Source organism: Pseudomonas taiwanensis (assembly GCF_013393345.1).
Taxonomy (GTDB): Bacteria; Pseudomonadota; Gammaproteobacteria; order Pseudomonadales; family Pseudomonadaceae; genus Metapseudomonas; species Metapseudomonas resinovorans_C.
Map to the genome: position 1 here is coordinate 92,253 of NZ_QJRF01000075.1, position 19,657 is coordinate 111,909.

20 protein-coding genes are annotated in these 19,657 nt (G+C 64.9%); 7 read left to right on the top strand and 13 right to left on the bottom strand.

The window, feature by feature from the left end; all coding sequences use genetic code 11:
- Positions 1-22: 22 nt before the first annotated feature.
- Positions 23-796, bottom strand: coding sequence for an SDR family oxidoreductase (locus DM872_RS27000; protein ID WP_179062278.1), 774 nt, complete (start codon positions 794-796; stop codon positions 23-25).
- Positions 797-1,110: 314 nt separating this feature from the next.
- Here DM872_RS27000 and DM872_RS27005 point away from each other — a divergent pair, with 314 nt between their 5' ends.
- Genes DM872_RS27005 through dmpG form a run of 4 tightly spaced genes read left to right on the top strand, consistent with a single transcriptional unit; the run spans position 1,111 to position 4,700 of the window.
- Complete coding sequence (locus DM872_RS27005) at positions 1,111-1,938, top strand: alpha/beta fold hydrolase (protein WP_179062279.1); 828 nt, start codon at positions 1,111-1,113, stop codon at positions 1,936-1,938.
- A complete protein-coding gene (locus tag DM872_RS27010) occupies positions 1,935-2,726 on the top strand; it encodes a fumarylacetoacetate hydrolase family protein (protein WP_179062280.1) in 792 nt (263 codons plus the stop codon). The genes DM872_RS27005 and DM872_RS27010 overlap by 4 nt, the downstream gene beginning before the upstream one ends.
- A gap of 16 nt (positions 2,727-2,742) precedes the next feature.
- The gene (locus DM872_RS27015; RefSeq protein ID WP_179062281.1) at positions 2,743-3,651 is read left to right on the top strand and encodes an acetaldehyde dehydrogenase (acetylating); all 909 of its coding nucleotides are present in this window, start codon (positions 2,743-2,745) and stop codon (positions 3,649-3,651) included.
- Between the two features lie 14 nt (positions 3,652-3,665).
- Positions 3,666-4,700 carry a 4-hydroxy-2-oxovalerate aldolase gene (gene dmpG / locus DM872_RS27020; RefSeq protein WP_179062282.1) on the top strand — a complete coding sequence of 345 codons (1,035 nt, stop codon included), beginning with the start codon at positions 3,666-3,668 and terminating at the stop codon, positions 4,698-4,700.
- A 4-nt stretch (positions 4,701-4,704) separates the two neighbouring features.
- Here dmpG and DM872_RS30605 read toward each other — a convergent pair whose 3' ends face one another.
- The 12 genes from DM872_RS30605 to DM872_RS27070 form a co-directional block, all read right to left on the bottom strand.
- Complete coding sequence (locus DM872_RS30605; RefSeq protein WP_256873490.1) at positions 4,705-4,836, bottom strand: hypothetical protein; 132 nt, start codon at positions 4,834-4,836, stop codon at positions 4,705-4,707.
- 257 nt (positions 4,837-5,093) lie between these two features.
- Positions 5,094-6,140 carry a protein-glutamate methylesterase/protein-glutamine glutaminase gene (locus DM872_RS27025; protein ID WP_179062283.1) on the bottom strand — a complete coding sequence of 349 codons (1,047 nt, stop codon included), beginning with the start codon at positions 6,138-6,140 and terminating at the stop codon, positions 5,094-5,096.
- A 4-nt stretch (positions 6,141-6,144) separates the two neighbouring features.
- Positions 6,145-6,756: a chemotaxis protein CheD gene (locus DM872_RS27030; RefSeq protein ID WP_179062284.1), complete on the bottom strand. Its 612-nt coding sequence runs from the start codon at positions 6,754-6,756 to the stop codon at positions 6,145-6,147.
- The gene (locus DM872_RS27035) at positions 6,753-7,598 is read right to left on the bottom strand and encodes a CheR family methyltransferase (protein ID WP_179062285.1); all 846 of its coding nucleotides are present in this window, start codon (positions 7,596-7,598) and stop codon (positions 6,753-6,755) included. The genes DM872_RS27030 and DM872_RS27035 overlap by 4 nt, the downstream gene beginning before the upstream one ends.
- Before the next feature lie 48 nt (positions 7,599-7,646).
- Entirely contained in the window at positions 7,647-9,650 is a 2,004-nt protein-coding gene (locus DM872_RS27040) for a methyl-accepting chemotaxis protein (protein ID WP_179062286.1), read from the bottom strand.
- Between the two features lie 19 nt (positions 9,651-9,669).
- Positions 9,670-10,155, bottom strand: a complete 486-nt coding sequence (locus DM872_RS27045; RefSeq protein ID WP_179062287.1) for a chemotaxis protein CheW — start codon at positions 10,153-10,155, stop codon at positions 9,670-9,672.
- A complete protein-coding gene (locus DM872_RS27050) occupies positions 10,142-11,968 on the bottom strand; it encodes a chemotaxis protein CheA (RefSeq protein WP_179062288.1) in 1,827 nt (608 codons plus the stop codon). The genes DM872_RS27045 and DM872_RS27050 overlap by 14 nt, the downstream gene beginning before the upstream one ends.
- Positions 11,969-11,989: 21 nt before the next feature.
- Positions 11,990-12,355, bottom strand: a complete 366-nt coding sequence (locus tag DM872_RS27055) for a response regulator (protein ID WP_077523849.1) — start codon at positions 12,353-12,355, stop codon at positions 11,990-11,992.
- Positions 12,356-12,570: 215 nt separating this feature from the next.
- Positions 12,571-13,719: a methyl-accepting chemotaxis protein gene (locus tag DM872_RS30755; protein WP_179062289.1), complete on the bottom strand. Its 1,149-nt coding sequence runs from the start codon at positions 13,717-13,719 to the stop codon at positions 12,571-12,573.
- A 165-nt stretch (positions 13,720-13,884) separates the two neighbouring features.
- Complete coding sequence (locus DM872_RS30760; RefSeq protein ID WP_178123565.1) at positions 13,885-14,037, bottom strand: PSPA7_2676 family Cys-rich small protein; 153 nt, start codon at positions 14,035-14,037, stop codon at positions 13,885-13,887.
- 174 nt (positions 14,038-14,211) lie between these two features.
- Positions 14,212-15,741, bottom strand: a complete 1,530-nt coding sequence (gene glpD, locus DM872_RS27065; RefSeq protein ID WP_179062290.1) for a glycerol-3-phosphate dehydrogenase — start codon at positions 15,739-15,741, stop codon at positions 14,212-14,214.
- Between the two features lie 138 nt (positions 15,742-15,879).
- Positions 15,880-16,638 (bottom strand): DeoR/GlpR family DNA-binding transcription regulator, encoded by a 759-nt coding sequence (locus DM872_RS27070; RefSeq protein ID WP_179062291.1) that lies wholly within the window; start codon positions 16,636-16,638, stop codon positions 15,880-15,882.
- 101 nt (positions 16,639-16,739) lie between these two features.
- On the opposite strand from DM872_RS27070, the gene ybaK reads away from it, so the two are divergent.
- The 3 genes from ybaK to DM872_RS27085 all read left to right on the top strand — a co-directional run bounded on the left by ybaK (position 16,740) and on the right by DM872_RS27085 (position 19,582).
- Complete coding sequence (gene ybaK, locus DM872_RS27075) at positions 16,740-17,210, top strand: Cys-tRNA(Pro) deacylase (RefSeq protein ID WP_179062292.1); 471 nt, start codon at positions 16,740-16,742, stop codon at positions 17,208-17,210.
- 64 nt (positions 17,211-17,274) lie between these two features.
- A complete protein-coding gene (gene glpK, locus DM872_RS27080; RefSeq protein ID WP_179062293.1) occupies positions 17,275-18,762 on the top strand; it encodes a glycerol kinase GlpK in 1,488 nt (495 codons plus the stop codon).
- 28 nt (positions 18,763-18,790) lie between these two features.
- Positions 18,791-19,582 (top strand): substrate-binding periplasmic protein, encoded by a 792-nt coding sequence (locus DM872_RS27085; protein ID WP_179062294.1) that lies wholly within the window; start codon positions 18,791-18,793, stop codon positions 19,580-19,582.
- Positions 19,583-19,657 lie beyond the last annotated feature (75 nt).

Sequence of the window (19,657 nt, forward strand, 5' to 3'; positions counted from 1 at the left end):
GCTTGCGATACCCATCAGCCTTTCAGTTCGCCCCCGCCGCATCCAGAAACGCCGGCTTCTCCCCACCCCCATGCACGCAGATATCCGCGCCGCTCACATAGCTGGACAGCTTCGACGCCAGGTACAGGCACGCATCGCCAATGTCCTCCGGGCTGGCCATGCGCTGCAGGGGAATCCCTGCCGCCACCCGCGCCACGCCCTCGGCATCGCCGTAGTGCAGTTCGGCCTGCTCGGTGAGGATCAGCCCCGCCGTTACCGCATTCACCCGTACCTTCGGCGCCCATTCCACAGCGAGGGAACGGGTCAGGTTGAGCAAGCCAGCCTTGGCTGCGCCATAGGCGGCGGTGCCGGGAGAGGGGCGGGTGGCGCTGACGCTGCAGATGTTGACGATGGCGCCGCCGCCCGGCTGCTCCTGCATCACCCGGTTGGCCAGTTGGCAGAGGTTGAGCGGCGCCAGCAGGTTGAGGCGGATGATGGATTCCGAGAAGCGCGGCGACGCCGTGGCAGCCTCGGCATGGGGCGCGCCGCCGGCGTTGTTCACCAGCACGTCGAGACGGCCGAAGCGGTCTACGACGGCATTCACCAACTGCTGGATCTGCTCGATGTCCCGCACGTCGCAGGGCAGGAAGTGCGCCTCGCGGCCAGCATGGCTCGGCAACTGGTCCGGCGCATTGCGGCCACAGATCACCACCTCGGCACCACAGGCAAGGAAGCGCTGGCTGATACCCCGACCCACGCCCTTGCCGCCTCCGGTCACCAGTACCACTTTGCCGCTGAAATCCAATGCATCGCCCATGGCTGCCTCGTTAGTCGGTTGTCGATGGGCAGAGGCTAGGGCGAGCAGGGCGGGGTGCCTACGTCCGGGAGGACTAGGGCAATGCGAGGCACAGGCCCTGTGGGGGCACTCCTTGTGGGGGCGAATTCATTCGCTAAGGGCAGCGCAGCTGCCCCCCAGGGCCTTGCCGGGCAGACCTGCGGCCTGCATAGCGAATGAATTCGCCCCCACAGAAAAAGCGGGATCACCGTATGGGTTGCTAGTCCTCTCGGACGATGTTGCCCACCGGAGCGCGCCGAATAATCCGGGCACAACTACAAGCCGAGGAGAGTCCCATGGACGCGCGATTGCCAGGGCGTTTCGTCACGCTGCCCGATGGCCTGCGACTGCATTACATCGAGGCGGGAGAAGGCGAACCGGTGGTGTTCATCCATGGCAGCGGCCCCGGCGCCAGCGGCCATAGCAATTTCAAGCAGAACTACCCGACGTTCGCCAAATTCGGCTACCGCGTGATCGTTCCGGATCTACCGGGTTATGGCGCTTCCGATAAGCCGGAAACCACCTACAGCCTGGACTTCTTCGTCTCCGCCCTGACCGGCCTGCTGGACGCCCTGGACATCCAGCGTTGCGTGCTGGTGGGCAACTCCCTGGGCGGCGCCATCGCGATCAAGCTGGCGCTGGATGCGCCCAAGCGCGTCAGCCGCCTGGTGCTGATGGCGCCCGGCGGCCTGATGGAGAAAGAGCAGTACTACCTGCAGATGGAAGGCATCCAGAAAATGGGCGCCGCCTTTGCCAATGGCGAGCTGAATGACGCCGACGGCATGCGCCGGCTGCTGTCCCTGCAGCTCTACGACGCCTCGCTGATCAGCGATGAAACTGTCAACGAGCGGGTTGCCGTGGTGCAGCAGCAGCCGCGTTGCGTGCTGAGCACCATGCAGGTGCCGAACATGACCGCGCGCCTGTCCGAGCTGTCCTGCCCGATCCTCGGTTTCTGGGGCATGAACGACAAGTTCTGCCCGTCCTCCGGCGCGCAGACCATGTTGGAGAACTGCACCAACATCCGTTTCGTGATGCTCAGCGAGTGTGGGCACTGGGTGATGGTGGAGCACCGCGAGCTGTTCAACCGCACCTGCCTGGACTTCCTCGCGGAGGGCCGGTCATGAGTGAAATCCTGCAGCGCGCATACGGCGAAGAGCTCTATCAGGCCCTGCTCGCCGGCCGCACCCTGGCACCGCTGACCGAGCGCTGGCCAGAGATCACGATCGAAGATGCCTACCGCATCTCCCTCTACAGCATCGAGCGCCGCGTAGCGGCAGGCGATGCCATCGTCGGCAAGAAGATCGGCGTCACCTCCGAGGCCGTGCAACGCATGCTCAACGTGCACCAGCCGGACTTCGGCTTCATCACCCGCGACATGTGGTTCGACGATGGCGACGAGATTTCCCTCTCCGGAACCCGTCTGATCCAGCCCCGCGCCGAGGGTGAGATCGCCTTCAAGCTGAAACACGACCTTATCGGCCCAGGCGTTACCGAGCAGGACGTGCTCGATGCCACCGAGTACGTGATGCCCTGCTTCGAGATTGTCGATTCGCGCATCCACGACTGGAAGATCCGCATCCAGGACACCGTAGCCGATAACGCCTCCTGCGGGGTCTTCGTGCTCGGTCGCGAACAGGTCGACCCGCGCGAGCTGGACCTGCCCAACCTGCGCATGACCGTGTTCAAGAACGGCACGCAGATCAGCCAGGGGCTGGGCTCGGCGGTACAGGGCAACCCGCTCACCGCGGTGGCCTGGCTGGCCAACACCCTGGGCGCCTTCGGCATTCCCTTCAAGGCTGGAGAGATCATTCTTTCCGGTTCCCTGGTTCCACTGGAGCCGGCCCGCGCCGGCGACCATTTCGAACTGACCATCGACGGCCTGGGCAGCGCCCAGGTGTCCTTCCGCGACTGACTCCGGGGGAAAGAGCATGAGCAAGAAACTCAAGGCGGCCATCATCGGGCCGGGCAACATCGGCACCGACCTGTTGATCAAGATGCGCCGCTCCGAATGGATCGAGCCGGTGTGGATGGTGGGCGTCGACCCGACTTCCGAGGGCCTGAAACGCGCCGCCGAATTCGGCCTGAAGACCACCGCAGAAGGCGTCGACGGCCTGCTGCCCCACGTGTTGGACGACGATATCCGCATCGCCTTCGATGCCACCTCGGCCTACGTCCACGCCGAGAACAGCCGCAAGCTCAATGAGCTGGGCGTGATCATGATCGACCTCACCCCGGCGGCCATCGGCCCGTACTGCGTACCGCCGGTGAACCTCAAGGAGCACGCCGAGAAGCTGGCGCTGAACGTCAACATGGTCACCTGTGGCGGCCAGGCCACCATTCCCATGGTAGCGGCGGTGTCCCGCGTGCAGCCGGTGGAGTACGGCGAGATCGTCGCCACCGTGTCGTCCCGCTCCGTGGGGCCGGGCACCCGGCAGAACATCGACGAGTTCACCCGCACCACGGCCGGTGCTGTGGAAAAGATCGGCGGCGCCAAGCGTGGCAAGGCCATCATCGTCATCAACCCGGCCGAGCCGCCGCTGATGATGCGCGACACCATCCATTGCCTCACCGAAGGTGAACCTGACCAGGCGGAAATCCGCGCTTCGGTGCTGCACATGGTCAAGGAAGTGCAGCGCTACGTGCCGGGCTACAAGCTGATCAACGGCCCGGTATTCGATGGCCGCAAGGTGTCGATCTTCATCGAGGTGGAAGGGCTGGGAGACTTCCTGCCGAAGTCCGCCGGCAACCTGGACATCATGACCGCCGCCGGCTTGCGCACCGCTGAAATGTTCGCCGAAGAAGCCCACAAGGGCGCCCTGCAACTGCCTTCTCGCTGAGTGGAGATTCGCCAATGAACCTGCAAGGTAAGCGCGTGCGCCTGCACGACATGAGTCTGCGCGATGGCATGCACGCCAAGCGCCACCAGATCAGCCTGGACGAGATGGTCGCAGTGGCCACCGGTCTCGACGCCGCCGGCGTGCCGCTGATCGAAATCACCCACGGCGATGGCCTGGGCGGCAGCTCGCTGAACTACGGCTTCCCGGCCCACTCGGACGAGGAATACTTCGACGCGGTGATCCCCAAACTGAAGCAGGCCAAGGTCTCGGCCCTGCTGCTGCCCGGCATCGGTACCGTCGACCACCTGAAGATGGCCCACGACCTGGGCGTTTCCACCATCCGCGTCGCCACCCACTGCACCGAGGCAGACGTCTCCGGCCAGCACATCGGCATGTCGGCGAAGATGGGTCTGGACACCGTCGGCTTCCTGATGATGGCGCACATGGTCAGCGCGGAAAAACTGCTGGAGCAGGCGAAGCTGATGCAGAGCTACGGTGCCAACTGCATCTACTGCACCGATTCGGCGGGCTACATGCTGCCGGACGAAGTGACCGAGAAGATCGGCGTGCTGCGTGCCGGGCTCAGTGCCGACACCGAGGTGGGCTTCCACGGCCACCACAACATGGGCATGGCCATCGCCAACTCCCTGGCCGCCATCGAGGCTGGTGCTGCACGCATCGACGGCTCGGTAGCGGGCCTGGGCGCCGGCGCCGGCAACACGCCGCTGGAAGTGTTCGTCGCCGTACTGGAGCGCATGGGCGTGGAGACCGGCATCGACCTGTACAAGATCATGGACGTGGCCGAGGACCTGGTGGTGCCGATGATGGACCAGCCGATCCGCGTCGACCGCGACGCCCTGACCCTGGGGTACGCGGGCGTGTACAGCTCCTTCCTGCTGTTCGCCAAGCGTGCCGAGAAGAAGTACGGCATCCAGGCCCGCGAGCTGCTGGTGGAGCTGGGACGTCGCGGCACCGTGGGTGGCCAGGAAGACATGATCGAAGACCTGGCGCTGACCCTGTCGCGCCAGCGTGGGGTGTTGCCGACCTGACGGATCAGGCGATCAAGTCGTCATCACCTGGCCGGTCTTCCCGGGCCAGGTGATGGATGACGTACCAGCGAACGCCCAGCGACGCCCCCAGTGCGGACAGCACCGTCAGCAGAATCCGAAAGCTTTCCCCGTCCATGATTGCGAATCCGGTTGGTATGGGGATTCAGCCTAATCCTGCTGTTTGGGGATTGAACAGGTGCAGTTAAAGGCGGGGAGGGTGGAGCAGTTTTGGTGGTCCGAGTGGAATTCGATTGCCCTCACCCCAACCCTCTCCCGAAGGGAGAGGGGGCTGTTCGGTGCCTCCGGACAGCTCCGTGCGAGCCGGCATGAGTCACCCCTCTCCCTCTGGGAGAGGGGCCGGGGGTGAGGGTAGTCATGTCTCGCGCGGAGCCCTCATACCCGATTCCCACTCCCCCGTCTCCGCGCCTGCGCCAGCAGCGCGGGGCCTATCTCTTCCAGCGGCAACACCTCTTCCGCCGCGCCAATCTCCGCCGCTTCCCGAGGCATTCCGTAGACCACGCAGCTGGCTTCGTCCTGGGCGACGGTGTAGCCGCCGGCTTCGCGGATTTCCAGTAAGCCTCGCGCACCGTCCTTGCCCATGCCGGTGAGCAGGGCGGCGATGAGGTTGCGTCCGGCACAACGGGCGGCGCTGTTGAACATCACGTCCACGGCCGGGCGATGGCCATTGACCGGAGGCGCTTCGGACAGGCGCGCGACGTAGTTGGCGCCGGAGCGCGCCACTTCCATGTGCAGGCCGCCGGGGGCAAGGAGGGCGGTGCCGGGGAGGATGCGGTCACCGTCGCGGGCTTCGCTGACGCTGATGCGGCAGAGCTTGTCCAGGCGGGCGGCGAAGGAGCGGGTGAAGCCGGCCGGCATGTGCTGGGTGATGACCACACCGGGGCTATCCGCCGGCAGGCCCAGCAGCACTTCCTTGATGGCCTCTGTGCCGCCGGTGGAGGCGCCGATGGCGATCAGTTTCTCGGTGCCGACGATGGGCAGGCCGCGTTCGACCGGGCGTTCGACAGCTGTGCGACGGATCATCCGCGCGCGTGCCGCCACCTTGAGCTTGGCGCGGATTTCCTCGGCGTAGGCGTGCATGCCCTCGGCAATGCCCAGCTTGGGCTTGGCAACGAAGTCGATGGCGCCCAGCTCCAGTGCACGCAGTGTCGCCTCGGAACCGCGTTCGGTGAGGGAGGAAATCATCACCACCGGCGTGGGCCGGCCCTTCATCAGTTTGTCGAGGAAGGTCAGGCCGTCCATGCGCGGCATTTCCACGTCGAGGGTGATGACGTCGGGCGAGTGTTGCTTGATCAGGTCGCGGGCGACATAGGCGTCGGGCGCCACGCCGACCAGCTGCAGTTCGTTGTCGGCACGGACGATTTCGCTGAGCAGGCTGCGGATGAGCGCCGAGTCGTCCACCACCAGTACCTTGATCGGCACGTGTTCACTCCTTGAACAGGTCGTAGGGCCCCAGCGCCTCCCCGCGCTTGAGGTAGAGGATGTATTCAAGCTCGCGCTGCAGGATGGTGTCGTTGTGTAGGCTCTTGAGCTTCTTCACCAGTACCTTGCCGCTGGACGGGAAGATGTAGACCTTGCGCGCCTCCGCGCCCATCACGTCCTCGGCCAGCAGGGGGATGCCTTCGGTGTCCAGGTAGCTGTGGACGAATTCCACGGTGCGCAGCGTGGTATCGACGCGGAGCAGGTCGTTGGGCAGGTTGCCGGCGCCGAACACCTTGGCTTCCAGCTGATGCCGCCGCGCGCCCTGACGCAGCATCTCGTCGCTGAGCTGTTCCATGATGCGCACCCCGTGGTGGGTAGCGGCGCTGGCCAGGCCGCTACCGATGCCGGGTTCAGGCAGCATGAACTGATTCATCCCTCCGATGCCTCGTTGCTGGTCGAACAGGCACACCGCCACGCAACTGCCGAGCACCGAGACCAGCACCTGGTCCTCGGTGGTGGCGTAGAACTCGCCGGGCAGCACCTTGACCGCCGGCAACTGGAAATCCGGGTCGAAGTAGCGGGTGGCGGCAATGGCGCCTGCGGTTTCTCCTTTCATGACGAGGCTCCCGGTACAGGCTGATAGACGGTGCGGCTGACCAGTTTCACCACGTGGTTGGCCTGCACGAAACTTTCCGAATGGCCGGCAAAGAACAGTCCGTCCGGCCGCAGCAGGCGCACCATGCGTTCCAGCAGGCGCACCTGGGTAGGCTTGTCGAAGTAGATCATCACGTTGCGGCAGAAGATGGCGTCGAGTCCGCCACTGAGGTGCCAGTCGCGGTCCAGCAGGTTGATGCGGCGGAACTCCACCATCTGCCGCAGCTCCGGCACGACTCGTGCGAGACCGGCGTTGGCTCCGGTACCGCGCTGGAAATAGCGCTTCTTCACTGCCGGGTCGAGCTGGTCGAGGCGCTCGACCGGATAGATACCGCGCCGCGCGGTTTCCAGCACGCCGGTGTCGATGTCGGAGGCAATGATCTGCACGTGCTGGGCGCGATCCCCCAGGGCCTGATGCAGGGCAATCGCCATGGAGTAGGGCTCTTCCCCGGTGCTGGACGCCGCCGACCAGAAACGCAAAGGCCGGTTTCGGCGCGAGGGGTCCCTGGCCAGGGCGGCGAGCTGGTCGAAGTGGTGGCGCTCACGGAAGAAGGCGGTGATGTTGGTGGTCAGCGCATTGATAAAGGGCTGCCACTCTTCGGGATGCTGGTCGAGGTAGGCCAGGTAGCTGGAGAAGGTGCGCAATTCGAGGTGGCGCAGTCGACGTGCCAACCGGCTGTAGACCATCTGCTGCTTGCTGGTGGCCAGGCTGATGCCGGCACGGCGATAGAGCCGCTCGCGCACTTGCTCGAAGTCGTGGTCGTTGTAGCCGAACTCGTGTTCGCCCAGCACGTGCGCATTCATTGCATTACCTCAATGACCCCCGGCGCCAGGGCGCCGGGGGTTACGGGACTAGAACTCTTCCCATTCCTCTTCCTTGCTGCGCGCGCTTCGCCCTGCACGCGTCGGGCGTGCGCCCTGGGGTTGGCGCGCATGGCTGCGGGCGGCGGCAGGCTGGCCGGCGTGGGCCGGGTCCAGTTTGAACACCGCTACCGATTGGGCCATCAGCCCGGCCTGTTCCTGCAGGGCTTCGGCGGCGGCTGCGGCCTGTTCCACCAGCGCGGCGTTCTGCTGGGTCATCTCGTCCATCTGGTTGACCGCGCCATTGACTTCCTCGATGCCACGGCTCTGCTCGGTGGAGGCGGCGGCGATCTCGGCCATGATGTCGGTGACCCGCTTGATGGCGATCACGATGTCGCTCATGGTCTGGCCCGCCTGGGCCACCAGGGTGTTGCCGTTCTCTACTTTGCTCACCGAGTCGGAGATCAGTGTCTTGATCTCCTTGGCCGCCGCTGCCGAGCGTTGCGCCAGGGTGCGTACCTCGGCGGCCACCACGGCGAAGCCGCGACCCTGTTCACCGGCCCGCGCCGCTTCCACGGCCGCGTTGAGGGCGAGGATGTTGGTCTGGAAGGCGATTCCGTCGATGACGCCGATGATGTCGGAGATCTTCCGCGCCGAGTCGTTGATGGCGGTCATGGTGCTGACCACCTTCTGCACCACGTTGCCGCCTTCGGTGGCGACTTCCGAAGCGTTCACCGCCAGGGAGTTGGCCTGGCGCGCGTTCTCGGCGTTGAGCTTCACGGTGCTGGTCAGCTCTTCCATGCTGGAGGCGGTTTCCTCCAGGCTGGAGGCCTGCTGTTCGGTGCGGGTGGAGAGTTCGGCGTTGCCGCTGGCGATCTCGCTGGCGGCGGTGTTGATGGTGTCGGCGGACTCGCGGATCTGTCCGAGCATGCGCGAGAGGCTCTGCGCAGTTTCGTTGGAATAGTCCTTGAGTTCGCCGAAGGTGCCCTGGTAGTCGGCACTGATGCTTTGCGACAGGTCGCCTTGGGCGAGCGCGCCGAGCATCCGCGAGACGTCCTTGAGACCCTTGTCGGCGGTCTCCACCAGGCTGTTCAGGCCGGTGGCCAGGTTGAGGATGAAGCCGCTCTTGCCGCTCTCATCGACGCGCTTGGAGAAGTCGCCTGCTGCCGCTGCGCCAACCAGCGCGGCGACCTCGCGTTCGACTTGTACTTCCAGCGTGCGGTCGGCCCATTCGACCACCGAGCCGAGACGTTCGCCGTCATCGCTGATGACCGGGTTGGCCACCAGGCCGAAGGTCCGCCCACCGACATCGATCTGGGTGCGGAAGGTGCTGGTGAAGGTGGCGAGCAGGCGCTTCTGGTGCTCGGGGTTCTTGTGGAACTGGTCGATCGAACCGCCCAGCAGCTTGCTCACGGAGAACGACGGCAGCGCCTTGCGCAGGTCGGCCTCGGCGTTCTGCAGCATGCTGGTGACGGTCTTGTTCATGTAGATGATGGTGCGGTCGCCGTCGGCGATCATCACGTTGGTGCTGCAGTTGTCCAGCGCGCTCTTGATCCGGGTGTTCTCCGACGCGGCCTGGGCTGCGGCCTTGAGGCGGTCGCGCACGCCGTCGATGGCTTCGGTGATCTGCGCTTTCTTGCCCGGCAGGCGTTCCATGTCCTTGCTGAAGTCGCCGCGACCGTAGGCCGTGACCACGCCCACGACCTGCATCTTCACCGCGATATGGGCGGCCACCAGTTCATTGATGCCCTTGGCGATGCGCGCCTGGGTGCCGTTGAAGCGGTCCTCCGGGATGACCTGGTCGATCCAGCCTTCGGTGTGCTGGCGGGTCATCTCCACCAGTGCCTTATCCAGCGCCTCGGTGCTGGTGCTTTCCACCTGCTGCTGGCGCAGGCCCTTCTGCAAGCGGGCGAGGCTGTCGTAGACCGGCGTCCAGATCGGGTCGTCGCCGGCGCCGATGGATGGGTCGAGATTCCCTTCCGCCAGGCCCTGGATCAGGCTGGCCAGGTGTTGCGCGCGAAGCTGAGCTTGTGCTTTTCCGTTGAACAGTCCCATTGACTAATCCCCTTGCGTGTCAGGCTGCGGCTGCTTCGACCAGGGCCATTTCGCGGCTGGTCATCAGCTTCTCGATATCCACCAGGATCAACATCCGCTCGGCCACGGTGGCTAGGCCCAGCAAGTACTCGGTATCGAAGCTGGCGCCGAACTCTGGCGGCGGCTTCACCTCGTCGCCCGACAGGGCGATCACGTCGGACACCGAATCCACCACCACGCCGACGATGCGCCGGCCGATGTTGAGGATGATCACCACGGTGAAGGGGTCGTAGGTGACGTCGGCGAGGTTGAACTTGATGCGCAGGTCGACAATGGGAACGATGGCGCCGCGCAGGTTGATCACGCCTTTGATGAAGGCCGGGCTGTTGGCGATGGTGGTCACCTGGTCATAGCCGCGAATTTCCTGCACCCGGAGTATGTCGATGGCGTACTCCTCGCGACCGAGGGTGAAGGTCAGGTACTCCTGGGCCGGTTGCCCGGCCTGTTCCGCACTAAGGGAATTCATGCAGCGCTGCTCCTTGTTGTTGTGCCAGGGCCGGCAGGGCGTCGACATCGAGGATCAGGGCGACGCTGCCGTCGCCCATGATGGTGGCGCCGGCGATACCATCGATCCGGCGGAAGTTCTGTTCCAGGCTCTTGATCACCACTTGCTGTTGCCCGACCAGGTCGTCCACCAGCAGGGCGAAGTGACGCCCGTCGGCCTCGAGGATGACCACGATGGACTGCTCCGCCGGCAGCGGCGGGGTGGCCTCGCCGAGCAGGTCGTGCAGCGAGAGCAGCGGCAGGTACTCACCGCGCACGCGGATCACCGCGCCTTCCTCGCCGCCGAGGCCGCGAATGTCGGCGGCTTTCGGTTGCAGCGATTCGACGATGTAGGTCAGCGGGATCACGTAGTGGGTGCGTGCCACGGCGACGATCAGGCCATCGAGAATGGCCAGGGTCAGCGGCAGGCGAATGCTGATGCGCGTACCGAGGCCAGCGGCCGAGTCGATGTCGATGCGTCCGCCCATGGCCTGGATATTGCGCTTGACCACGTCCATGCCGACGCCGCGCCCGGAGAGGTCGGTGACCACTTCGGCGGTGGAGAAACCGGGCATGAAGATCAGCTGCCAGACCTCGGTGTCGCTCATGCCGTCGTGTACCGCCAGGTTCTTCTCGCGGGCCTTGGCGAGGATACGCTCGCGGTCCAGGCCGCGGCCGTCATCGCTGATTTGCACCACGATGCTGCCGCCCTGGTGGAACGCCCCAAGGCGCACGGTGCCGCTGGCTGGCTTGCCGGCGGCCAGGCGCGTTTCGGGCAGCTCGATGCCGTGGTCGATGCTGTTGCGCACGATGTGGGTCAGCGGGTCGCTGAGGCGTTCGATCACGCCCTTGTCCAGCTCGGTGTGTTCGCCCTGCAGCACCAGTTCCACTTGCTTACCGAGCCGCGCGGAAGTGTCGCGTACCAAGCGCGGGAAGCGGCTGAAGATGAAGCTGATGGGAAGCATGCGGATCGACATCACCGATTCCTGCAGGTCGCGGGTGTTGTGTTCGAGCTGCGCCAGGGCCTGGTGGATGCGCTCGTGCTGGCTCGGGTCCAGTGCGCCTCCGAGCTGGCCGAGCATGGCCTGGGTGATGACCAGCTCGCCCACCAGGTTGATCAGGCTGTCGATCTTCTCGACGCTGACGCGGATGGAGCTGGACTCGTTTTCGCCCGTGGCGGGTTTACTTGCGACCGGTACGGCTGCTGGTGCCGGCTTGGGCGGCTCGACGGCGATCAGGGCGGGTGTGCCGGGCGCGTCGTCGAAAAGGCCGAAGGCGTCGGAGTTTTCCTGGACCGGAGTTCCGGGGGCATCGTCGAAGAAGCCGAAGTCGTCATCGGCCGCCGCTTCGGGCATGCCCGGTGCGTCATCGAAGAAGCCGAAGTCCGCTGTTTCGTCCGGCGTTGGCGCGGCGTCCAGCAACCCGCGCAGACGGGTCACCGTTTCTTCCACCGGCACGTTCGGATCGGGGCACTGCCGGCGATGGGCGTCCAGCAGGCGCATCAGGACGTCACGGGCCTGCAGGAACAAGTCGACCATGTCCGCGCGCAGGGCCATCTGGCCGCTGCGGATGCGGTCGAGCAGGGTCTCCAGTTCATGGGTCACGGCGGTCAGGTCGTCGAAGCCGAACATGCCGGCCGAACCCTTGATGGAGTGCGCGGCGCGGAAGATGCCGTTGAGTTCTTCCGCGTCAGGCTGCTGCAGGTCGAGACCGAGCAGCAGCAGTTCGAGGCTTGCCAGGTGTTCTTCGGTTTCCTCGAAGAAGACCTGGAGGAACTGGTTCATCCCTTCGGTCATGGGAGGCGCCTTGTGCTGGGGTCAGGGGAGGACCTTGCGGGTGACTTCCAGCAATTTCGGCGGATCGAAAGGCTTGACCAGCCAGCCGGTGGCGCCGGCCGACTTGCCTTGCTGCTTCATGCTGTCACTGGATTCGGTGGTCAGCATGAGGATGGGGGTGGCGCGGTAGCCGGGCAGCCCACGCAGGCTGCGGATCAGGCTGAGGCCATCCATGTTGGGCATGTTCTGGTCGGTGAAGACCAGGTTGTACGCCTTGCTCTGCGCCTTGCCGAGGCCATCCTTGCCATCTACCGCCTCGTCCACGAGGTACCCGGCGGCTTTGAGAGTGAAGCTCAGCATCTGTCTTATGGATGCGGAGTCGTCAACGATCAGGATCTGCTTGCTCATCAGTGCCGCTCTCCTTGCCGCTTTTTCTTGGGGTGAAGCTTTAAGGGTCTTGTCGGGCTTCGCTTCGCTCTGCGCCAAGCTACGGAAAAACCTTGTCTTTCCGATTGGTAGCTAGTGGCCATGTTTATGTGTAGATGGGCGCCTGATGAGCGTCCAGCCGCTGACGCCAGCCATTCGTCGCAATGATGGGCGGCGAACGGCTGCTGTCTATCGACTCAGAAAAGCTCCACCTCTCCAGCACTTACGTTGCTCTGCGCGACGGGATTGGCGACCGGCTTGCGCAGCTCGCGGGTTTCCTGGTCGACCCTGTCCGCCCATTGCTCCGGCGCCACCGCCCGCAACCCGCCGAGCCCTGCGGCGAATCCGCCGAGCTTGGCGAAGTGCTTGCGCATCTGCCCGATCAACTGGCTGCTCATGTCCTGGAATTGCAGGGCGGTGATGGCCTGGTCGACGCCAGAACCCACCTCCAGCGAAATCCGATCCAGCTCCTGGATCACTTTCAGCGTGTGGCGGTTCATGCCTTCCAGATCTTCCAGCATGTGGTGCAGCTGCTGCTTGGATTCCAGGGCGATACCCATGTCCTTGTCCGCCAACTGGGAGATGGCCGACTCGGCGTCCTGGATTTCGCGGTAAACGACGTCCACATGCTCGCGAATCTTTTCCGAAAAACCGGTGGAGCGGGTGGACAGGGCACGGACTTCGTCGGCGACCACGGCGAAGCCCCGGCCGCTTTCGCCAGCACGGGCCGCCTCGATAGCGGCATTCAGCGCCAGCAGGTTGGTCTGCTTGGCGATGGCGTCCATATCGTGGGTCGATTTCAGGATATCGGCGATCTTCTGCGTCACCCGGTCCATGCGTTTCACCAGCTCCTGGGAGGTCTGGCTGGTTTCCAGCGTCGCCTCGACGAACAGGCCGAGGGTGTTGCGGGTGGTGGAGATGAACTCCTGGAAATTCATTCCGTCATCGGCGCCCTGGTTGCCGTAGCGCTCGATCAGGGAATGAGAGTGGGCGCGCTGCTGGTCGATGCGCGCGGCCAGGCCCTGGAAGCTGTCGCCCAGGCGAGCGATGGCGTCCTGCAGCAAGCCATCGACCTGCCCGGCATGCGCCTGCAGGGTGCCCAGGTGTTCGTCCACGGCGTCCTGGGCCTGCTGCCAGTCGGGTGCCACTACGGCCGGGACTTGGGCTTGCGCCGCCTGCGGGCGGGATTCTCGCTGCAACCAGGTCAACAGCAGGCTGGCCAGCCAGCCACCGCCGAGGGCCAGCCATACCGGCAGGTCTACGGCAACCATGCCGGCGCAGGCCAGCCAGATCAGGGAGTGCAGGGCCAGGCCCTTGATGGGGTTAGCAGGCGACGGATGCGACATGGAGCACTCCCTTGCGAGGGTTGTTTGACCGGACGGCGGCCCCAGGTAGGGTAAAAACTACTGCGACGTTTTTACTCAGCCTCTAATAGGCCATCGGCAACGCTGCTTAAAGCTAGAGGCCGCTCGTCTGCTGTCAAATCGCTATCCATCAGTTTCTTGTGCCATTCATCCCGCTGTTTCTGCCTCCTCTTCAGGCGGGCTGAGATAGCGATGTGCGCCGCAGCGCAGGCAGCGCTGGCAGATCATGGGAACGGCGCCCACTTCTGTACGAAAACCCTCGGTCCATTGGCAACCGAGCAGGAAGCAACGAATACGCATGGCTCCTCCCGGGGGCGTACCCCCTGGTCCAATCCGGCAGTGATGGGATGAACTGCACTCGCCTTGTTCTTGTTGGAGGCATGGGTCGCCGCGAGGATCGGCCGACCGCTCTAGAGCCGGCAACCTAAAAGGGCGAGCGGTGGGACCGTTGGTCGGGGAGGGAGTTGGGAGGGATTACGCAGCATCCGCCCGCGGCCGGCGCGGATGCTCGTGTTTCAGATACTGGACCAGGCGGGCTTTCTGGCTGGGGCTCATGAACAGGCCGAGCTTGGTTCGGCGCCAGAGGATGTCTTCGGCACTGACGGCCCATTCCTGCTGACAGAGATAGTCCACTTCCCGGGAATAGAGGCCGGCGCCCAGGTGTTCGCCGAGGTCCGCCAGTTCCCGCACGTTGCGTAGCAGGTGCCAGCAGCGGCTGCCATAGAGGTTGGCCCAGCGCCTGGCGATGTGCGTAGGCAGCCAGCCGAAGCTGGAGCAGAGGGCTTCTACCAGGGCGCTGCGGCTTTCCATCTTTTCTCCGCCGGGCAGCGGCGCGCTGGCGGTCCAGGCGCCCTTGGCGAAGGGGAACCAGGGCGTCAGTTGCTGGAGGGCGGCTTCGGCCAGTTTGCGGTAGGTCGTGAGCTTGCCGCCGAACACCGAGAGCAGCGGCGCTTCGCCGGGATGGGCGGCGAGGGAAAGGGTGTAGTCGCGGGTCACTGCGGACGGATCGTCCGATTCGTCATCGCACAGTGGACGCACGCCGGAATAGCTGTGGAGGATGTCCGTTTCGCTCAGCTGGCGCTTGAAGTGGCGGTTGACCACGTCCAGCAGGTAACGGGTTTCTTCGGCTGTGATCGCCACGTCCGCCGGGTCGCCGTGATACTCGCGGTCGGTGGTGCCAATGAGGGTGAAGCGCTCCAGGTACGGAATCGCGAAGACGATGCGGCGATCTTCGTTCTGCAGGATATAGGCCTGCTCGCCGTCATGCAGACGCGGCACGATGATGTGGCTGCCCTGGATGAGACGGATGCCATAGGGCGTCGCCTGCTTGAGGTCCTGCTGGATGAAACGGGCCACCCAGGGGCCGGCGGCGTTGACCAGGGCGCGGGCGCGGATCGACAGCAGGCTGCCGTCGACGCGTTCCAGGTGGATGTGCCAGAGGCCCTTGCTACGGCGGGCACTGACGCAGCGGGTGCGGGTATGCACATGGGCGCCGCGCTCGCGGGCGGCCATCGCGTTGAGCACCACCAGGCGCGCGTCATCCACCCAGCAATCGGAGTATTCGAATCCCTGGGTGATTTCCGCCTGCAACGGGCTGCCGGCGCCAAAGCGCAGGCTGCGGGAGGCGGGCAGGCGCTTGCGCTTGCCGAGGTGGTCGTAGAGGAACAGGCCGGCACGGATCATCCAGGCCGGACGCAGGTGCGGCCGGTGCGGAAGAATGAAACGCAGCGGCTTGACGATGTGCGGCGCCTTGGCGAGCAGCACTTCGCGCTCGGCCAGGGCTTCGCGCACCAGGCGGAACTCGTGGTGTTCCAGGTAGCGCAGGCCGCCGTGGATCAGCTTGCTGCTGGCCGAAGACGTGTGCTGGGCGAGGTCGTCCTTCTCGCAGAGAAATACCGACAGCCCCCGTCCGGCTGCATCCGCGGCGATGCCGACGCCATTGATGCCGCCGCCGACGATTGCGAGGTCATAGACTTCCGCGATGGGGGAATGGTTGTGGTTCATTGGCAGGCACCAAGGTCGAAATCGAACTTTCAATGTTCATTTTCGAAAATAGCCTAGATGAGCGGGCGCAAAATGGCCAGCCCAATGCGCGAAAACGCGCTGGGTGGTCACAGAAAATTCATGCGGGTGAAGGGCGGATCAGACGCGGTCGAGGTGCACTTTATGTTCGGCGAGCAGGCGGGTCAGGGCGGGGGAGGGCTGATGGTCGGTGAACAGGCGGTCCACCAGGGAAATGGCGCCCAGACGTACCACGGCGTTGCGACCGAACTTGCTTGAGTCGGCCGCGAGAAAGACCTGGCGGGCGTTCTCGATGATGGCCTGGGAGACGCGTACTTCCTGGTAATCGAAGTCCAGCAGGCTGCCGTCCTCGTCTATTCCGCTGATGCCCACCAGCGCGTAATCCACCTTGAACTGCTGGATGAAATCCACCGCTGCCTGGCCCACGATGCCGCCGTCGCTGCGTACCGTGCCGCCGGCTACCAGCACCTCGAAGTCCGGCTTGTCGGCCAGTTGCGCCGCCACGTGCAGGTTGTTGGTGATCACCTTCAGGCCCTTGTGGCCCATCAGGGCGCGGGCGATGGCTTCGGTGGTGGTGCCGATGTTGATGAAGAGCGAGGCGTGGTCCGGGATGTATTCGGCCACCGCATCGGCGATGCGTTGCTTTTCGTCGCGGTTCTGCCCGGCGCGCATGGCGTAGGCGGTGTTCTGGGTGCTTGAACCTTCGCTGGCGGCGCCGCCGTGGGTGCGTCGCAGCAGGCCATGTTCGGCGAGCTGGTTGATGTCGCGACGGATGGTCTGCGGGGTGACGGCAAAGGCCTGGGCCAGTTCGTCGATGCTGACGTAGCCGCGATCGCGCGTAAGGTCGAGGATGTCTTGTTGCCGTGGGCCCAGGTTCATGCTGGCTCCTTGTTTTGCGCGGCATTATAGCGATGGGCTGTCGAATCACCGCTTTTCCGCTAAGGTACGCCGAATCTGTCGCAGGATTTTCACAATCGAACATGACTCCCGCCATCGATCTGCTGAAGAAAGCCAAGGCTGAGCACAAGGTGCACAGCTATCACCACGACCCCAAGGCTCCTTCCTACGGCCTGGAAGCCGCCGAAAAGCTCAACCTGGACCCGGCGCGGGTCTTCAAGACGCTGCTCGCCGCCACCGAGAAAGGTGAACTGCTGGTGGCGGTCGTACCGGTGGCCGGGACCCTCGACCTCAAGGCCCTGGCTCACGCTGCCGGCGCGAAGAAGGCCGAGATGGCCGATCCCACCCAGGCCCAGCGCTCCACCGGCTACCTGGTAGGTGGCATCAGCCCGCTGGGGCAGAAGAAGCGACTGCGCACCTTCATCGACGGTACCGCGCGCAATTTCGAAAGCATCCATGTCAGCGCTGGCCGGCGCGGGCTGGAAGTCGAACTCTCCGCCGGTACCCTGGCGACCCATACCCAAGGCCAGTTCGCCGATATCGGCCGCCCCTGAAAGCCTGCCCATGTCCGCGAGATCGCGTACAGGCTTGAAAAACCAATAACAAGGAAGCATCGCCATGGCCCAATACCTGCTCGCCATCGACCAGGGCACCACCAGCAGCCGCGCCATCGTATTCAGCGCCCAGGGCCTGCCGGTGGCGCGTGCCCAGCAGGAGTTCAAGCAGTACTTTCCCAAGGACGGCTGGGTAGAGCACGACGGTGAGGAAATCTGGCTGACCACCCTCAAGGTCTGCCGCGAGGCCATCGAGCAGAGCGGGTTGAACCCGGCCGAGATCGCGGCCATCGGCATCACCAACCAGCGCGAGACCACCCTGGTCTGGGACGCGGTGACGGGCACGCCCATCCACCCGGCCATCGTCTGGCAGGACCGCCGCACCGCGGACTATTGCGCCACGCTCAAGGCCGCCGGCCATGAAACCGATGTGGCCAATCGCACGGGCCTGCTGATCGACCCCTACTTCTCCGCCACCAAGCTGCGCTGGGTGCTGGAGAACGTGCCCGGCGCCCGCGAGCGGGCCGAGCGTGGCGAGCTGCGTTTTGGCACGGTGGATTGCTTCCTGCTGTGGCGTCTGACCGGCGGCAAGGTGCACCGCACCGATGCCACCAACGCCTCGCGGACCCTGCTGTTCAACATTCATAACCAGCAGTGGGACGCGGAGCTGCTGCGCCTGTTCGACATCCCTACCAGCCTGCTGCCGGAGGTGCTGGACTGCGCCGCCGAGTTTGGCGATACGGACGCCGCGCTGCTCGGCGCCAGCATTCCCGTGCGCGGCATGGCGGGCGACCAGCAGGCGGCGCTGATCGGCCAGGCCTGCTTCAAGCCGGGCATGGTGAAGAGCACCTACGGCACGGGCTGCTTCATGATCCAGAACACCGGTGACCAGCCGGTGGTTTCCCGTAACCGGCTGCTGACCACAGTCGGCTACCGGCTCAATGGCAAGGTGAGCTATGCGGTGGAGGGCAGCATCTTCGTTGCCGGCGCCGCTGTGCAGTGGCTGCGCGACGGCATCAAGCTGATCAGCCACGCTCGTGACACCGAAGCCCTCGCCGAGCAGACCGGCGATGCCTGCGGCGTCTACCTGGTGCCGGCCTTCACCGGCCTCGGCGCTCCCTACTGGGACCCGCGCGCTCGCGGCGCGATCTTCGGTCTGACCCGCGATACCGGTATCAAGGAAATCGTCACCGCCGGGCTGCAATCCGTCTGCTACCAGACCCGCGACCTGCTGGAAGCCATGGCCCAGGATGGTGCCGCCGCACCCAGCGCGCTGCGGGTGGACGGCGGCATGGTGGAGAACAATTGGGTGATGCAGTTCCTTTCGGACATCCTCGGGGTTCCCGTCGAGCGTCCGGAAGTCACTGAGACGACAGCTCTCGGTGTGGCCTATCTCGCAGGTTTGCAGGCGGGGCTGTATCGCGATCTGGACGAAGTGGCCAGTCACTGGCATCGTCAACAGCGTTTTGCCCCGCGCATGGCCGATGAGCATCGCAAGAAGCTTTACGACGGCTGGCTGGATGCCGTGCAGCGGGTGCGTAGCGGCGCATGACAGCGCCGCATGGGCGCTGGGAGGTAGGATGGGGAAAGGGCAAGGATCGCTGAAACGCCATTGGCAGGCACTGACCCTGCTGGCGGCACCTTTGCTCTTCCCATCGGCCCATGCCGAAACCCTGGTGATCGCTGGGGACATCTGGTGCCCGATCAATTGCGAACCCGGCTCCGCGAAACCGGGCATCTTCGTCGAGCTGGCGCAGGAAATCTTCGGCGAGGCCGGCATCGGCGTGGAGTACCGCCTGGTGAACTGGGCGCGCGCCGTCCATGACACCCGCAATGGCCGCCTGGATGCGCTGATCGGCGCCGGCATCCAGGACGCTCCCGACTTCGTCTTCACTCGCACGCCGCCCGGCGTGTCGCGCATGTGCTTCTACGTTGCCCCTGACAGCCAATGGCGTTACCGCGGATTGGCGTCACTCGCGGAGATTCGCCTGGGCAGCATCAACAGTTACAGCTATGGCCAGGAGCTCGACACCTACCTTCGCATCAAGCGCGACGATCCTGCTCGGGTGCAGGTCGTGTCCGGCGACCAGGCCCTGGCCATGAATGTGGAAAAGATCCTGCTCGGCCGCGTCGACGCCACCATCGAGAACGCCTGGGTGATGGACGCCTGGCTCGCCGGCAGTGGCCAGCAGGGCAAGCTGGTGAAGGCCGGCTGCCGCTCGCCGGACGTGCCCATCTTCCTGGCGTTTTCCCCAGCACTGAAAGGCAGTCCGCGCCATGCGGCGATATTCGACGCCGGGCTCAAGCGTTTGCGTGAGTCCGGACGGATGAACGAGCTCCTGCAGCGCTACGGCCTGCCTCCGCTAGACTGATCAGGCTGTTCCACCGATATCGACTGGCCACTGTACCGCGCGTGAAGCGTCGGTGACTGGCATGCTGGTGCCCCC